Here is a 3909-nt window from a genome sequence, read left to right as displayed (position 1 = left end):
CCACCACACCCCCGACGGCGTGAGCACCCGACGGGCCCGGCTCTACGCGGTGACCGTACCGGTCGATCCGACGCGCAGCGTGCGCGCGCTCGCCCTGCCCGCCGACCCGGGCCCGCGCGCGGACGTGCACGTCTTCGCCGTCGGCCTGCGCGCGGCGGCGGCCGACTGGACGGGCAGCTGGGCGGCGGGCACGGGCGGGTACAACAAGGTGGGCCCGTGGCGGGACCGCACCCTGCGGCTGGTAGTGCGGACCAGCGTCGGCGGGGACGAGTTGCGGCTTCGGCTGGCCAACACCTTCGCCGAGCGCGCGCTGCGGCTGGGCCGGGTCTCCGTCGCCGTCCGGTCCGATGGGCCGAACACCACCGCGGACCCCGTTCCCGTGACCTTCGGCGGCCGGGACCGTCCGACGCTTCCGGCCGGCGCCGCGGCAGTCAGCGACCCCGTCCGGCTGCCGGTACCCGCCGACGGCGACCTGCTGGTCAGCCTGCATCTACCCGGCGGCATCCAGGCGGCCCCCGTGCACGGCCGGGCCATCCAGCGCTCGTACGCCAGCGGCGACGACAGCGGCGACCTCACCGCCAGCCGCGGCGGCGCGGACTGGCGGCCGGAGCTGACCTCGTGGCCGTTCCTCACCGGCGTCGACGTGCGCGAGGACACCGGCACGGTCGTCACCGTCGGCGACTCCATCACCGACGGCGTCGGCTCCACCGAGGACGCCAACCGCCGCTGGCCCAACGTGCTCGCCCGCCGCCTGCTGGCCCGCCCGCACACGGACGTGCCCGCCTACGGGGTGAGCAACCAGGGCATCTCCGCCAACCGCGTCACCAGCGACCGCTACCCGGGCGAGGGTGTCAGCTCCAGCAACGCGGGGGTGAGCCTTGTGCACCGCTTCGAGCGGGACGTGCTCGCGCAGCCGAACGTCCGGACGGTGGTGGTGTTCGCCGGGGTCAACGACGTGCGCTGGGGGGCCGGTTCGCAGGACGTGCTCGCCGGGCTGCGCGAGGTCGCGCGGCGCGCGCGGGCGCACCGCGTCCGGGTGCTCGTCGCCACCATCGCGCCGTGCGGCGGCTATCCGGACTGCACAGCGGACGTCGACCGCCGCCGCCGCGAGATCAACGCCCAACTGCGCTCGCAGCACGACGACTTCGACGCCGTCCTCGACTTCGACGCGGTACTGCGCGATCCCGCCGCGCCCGAACGGCTGCTGCCGACCTACGACAGCGGCGACCATCTGCATCCGGGCGACGCCGGGCTGCGCGCCGTCGCCGAGTCGGTGGACCTGCGGCTGCTCGTGCCCGCCGACGACCGGTGAGCCGAGGACCGGTGAGCCTAACAACGCCGAGCCGAGCGGCTGCGCCGGAGCCGCCGCCGGGTCAACGACCGGTCATCGAACGGGCGGTGGTGTACACGTCCAGCACGGCCAGGCACAGCGGCGTCAGCGCCAGCAGCACCGCGCCCTCGCACACGTCCAACAGCCGCCCCCAGAAGGGCGTCAGCCCGGCCCGGGGGACGACGACCGCGATGGCCGCCAGCACCGCCGCGCCCGCGACCAGCGCCGTCGTCAGCCACAGCGCGCGCAACCCCGAGCCGTCGGCGTCCAGGGCGAGAGCCGTGAACAGCAGCGCCAGCACCGCCGTCCCGGCGGCGAGCGCGCAGGCGACCTGCGTCGAGTAGCGGAAGAGCCGGGCGCGCGTCAGCAGCGCCAGGCCGGTGCCGAGCGCGAGCAACTGGCCGAAGAGGGTGCCGCCGAAGGCCAGCACCACCGCCGCGCCGACCGCAACGGCCGCCAGCCCGCCGACCAACCCGAGCAGCACCTCGTGCCCCCGTCGGGCCTGCGCGGCGATCCGCTCGGCGTCGATCGGGCCGGGCTCGGCGGGCGCGAACGGATCCTCCGCGGCCGTGCCGGACGTCTGGTAACCCGGGCGCGGCGGCGCGTACCCGATCGGCAGCCGCGCGAAACGCGCCGAAAGCGCCGGTAGGAACGCCAGCAGGCCGATCGCCACCGGCGCGCTCACCGACGCGGCCGCCAGCGGCCGGGCGTCGGTCAACACCAGCGCGAACGCGGCGAGCGTCCCCGCGCCGGCGACCACCGCGACCGCCACAAACGGCGCGTCCCCCTCCGGTAGCGCCGCCACCATCACCGACGCGGCGAGCAGCACGGCCGCGCAGCCGAGCAGGAACTGCAGCCGCCCCACCCCGTGCCCGTCCTGCAGCGGCAGCACTCCGGAGCCGGCGAGCATCGCGTGCGGCAGCGCCGCCAGGCCCAGCGCGGTGGCCGACCCGCGGTCGCCGTAGAACCGCCCGCGCACCGGGGCGAGCGCCAGCAGCGCGACGCCGATCACCGCGGCAGTCACGCCCGGCAGACCATGCATGTCCCGCCCGTCCGGGTAGGTCAGCCACAGCAGCAGCGCCGCCAGCCACAGCAGCACCACCGTGCCGGCCAGCCCCGCCAGCCGCAGATACCGGTCGTCCCAGAGCGTCCGGTCGGCGGTGACCGCCGTCGCGACGGCGTCCGAGACGTCGTCGAACACCGCCGGCGGCAGCGACCGCGAGAACGGACGCAGCGTCAGCACCTCGCCGTCGCGGATCCGCAACCCGGCGAGGGTCCGCCCGGCGTCCAGCACCGTGCCGTCCCGTCGCACCAGGTAGTAGCCGACCAGCGAGTTGTCGTCGGCCGTGTGCGCGGTCAGCCGCTGGATCTCCGGATAGAGGTGTGCCACCGGCACGTCCTCCGGCAGCGCCACGTCGACGCGGCCGCCGGGCGCCACGACGGTCAGCCGGCTAAAGCCGGTGCCCGTGGGCGCCTGGGAGAACGTCGTCGTACTGGTGGCGGGCGTGGTCACCGCGTCCCCTCCCCGTCGCTGTGTGCCGTGCCGTGCGCTCCCGGCCTGGTCCGTCCGTCTCCAACCCTCGTGCACGGCCGGTTGGACACCCTATCCGGTCTGTGACGAGGCCCTGTCAGCGCGCCCGATGACGGTGAGTAGGATCGGCACGCGCGGAGGGAGCCGACGCCAGGGGGGCGTCGGCCGGGTGGACCCGCTGCTGACCGAGGATTGGTAGGCGTGTGAGTCAGATCGTCGTCAAACGCCGTGCCCGTGTGCTGCCGCCGGACGTTCCGGCAGACGAGGTCGTCCTGGAAGCGCCGCCGGAGCTGCCGCGCGGCCAGCAGGAGGGCGTGCTGATGCAGGTCCTGCCCATGCTCGGCATGGGCGGCTCGATGGTGTTCTTCTTCATGCCCGGCGCCCACCCCTTCATGCGCATCATGGGCCTGATGATGATGGTGTCCATGGTCGGCATGATCATCGCGATGGTCGTGCGGCTCCGGCGGGGCACGCTGGGCCAGATGGCCCAGTCCCGCCGCGACTACCTCAAGTACCTCGCCCAGACCCGCCGCACCGTCCGGGAGACCGCGCGCCGGCAGCGCTTCGCCCAGCTCTACCTCAACCCGGCACCCGACCAGCTGTGGTCGCTCGTCGAGGACGGCACCCGGGTGTGGGAACGCCGCTTCACCGACGACGACTTCGCCCAGGTGCGGCTCGGCCTCGGCGCGCAGCGCCTCAGCACCCCGCTCACCGCCCCCGACACCGCCCCCGTCGACGAGCTCGAACCGCTCACCGCCGGCGCCATGCAGCGCTTCATCCGCACCCACGGCACACTCGACGACCTGCCCGTCGCCGTCTCCCTGCGCGCCTTCTACCACCTCACCCTCTCCGGCGACCCGGCCACCGCGCACGGCACCGCCCGCGCACTCCTCGCCCAACTCGTCACCCTCCACTCCCCCGACGACCTCGTCGTCGCCGTCGCCGCCGCCGGCAGCGAGCCCGCCGCCCGCTGGGACTGGACCAAGTGGCTCCCCCACACCCAGCTCTCCGACTCACTCGACGGCGCCGGCACCGAACGCCTCATCAG

Annotated in this window: 2 protein-coding genes and 1 pseudogene; 2 read left to right on the top strand and 1 reads right to left on the bottom strand. The window is 74.9% G+C overall.

What is annotated here, in order from left to right; all coding sequences use genetic code 11:
• The coding region (locus tag FNX44_RS24800) for a GDSL-type esterase/lipase family protein (protein WP_143651228.1) at positions 1 to 1312 on the top strand (1312 nt) is incomplete at its 5' end.
• 61 nt (positions 1313 to 1373) lie between these two features.
• On the opposite strand, the gene eccD is transcribed toward FNX44_RS24800, so the two are convergent.
• Complete coding sequence (gene eccD, locus FNX44_RS24795; protein WP_143651227.1) at positions 1374 to 2843, bottom strand: type VII secretion integral membrane protein EccD; 1470 nt, start codon at positions 2841 to 2843, stop codon at positions 1374 to 1376.
• Between the two features lie 221 nt (positions 2844 to 3064).
• Here eccD and FNX44_RS24790 point away from each other — a divergent pair.
• Positions 3065 to 3909: pseudogene (locus FNX44_RS24790) on the top strand (type VII secretion protein EccC); the annotation flags it as partial.

Source organism: Streptomyces alkaliterrae (assembly GCF_007097205.2).
Lineage (GTDB): Bacteria > Actinomycetota > Actinomycetes > Streptomycetales > Streptomycetaceae > Streptomyces > Streptomyces alkaliterrae.
Note: the sequence above shows the minus strand (reverse complement) of the source record. Positions and strands in the feature narration are given on the sequence as shown.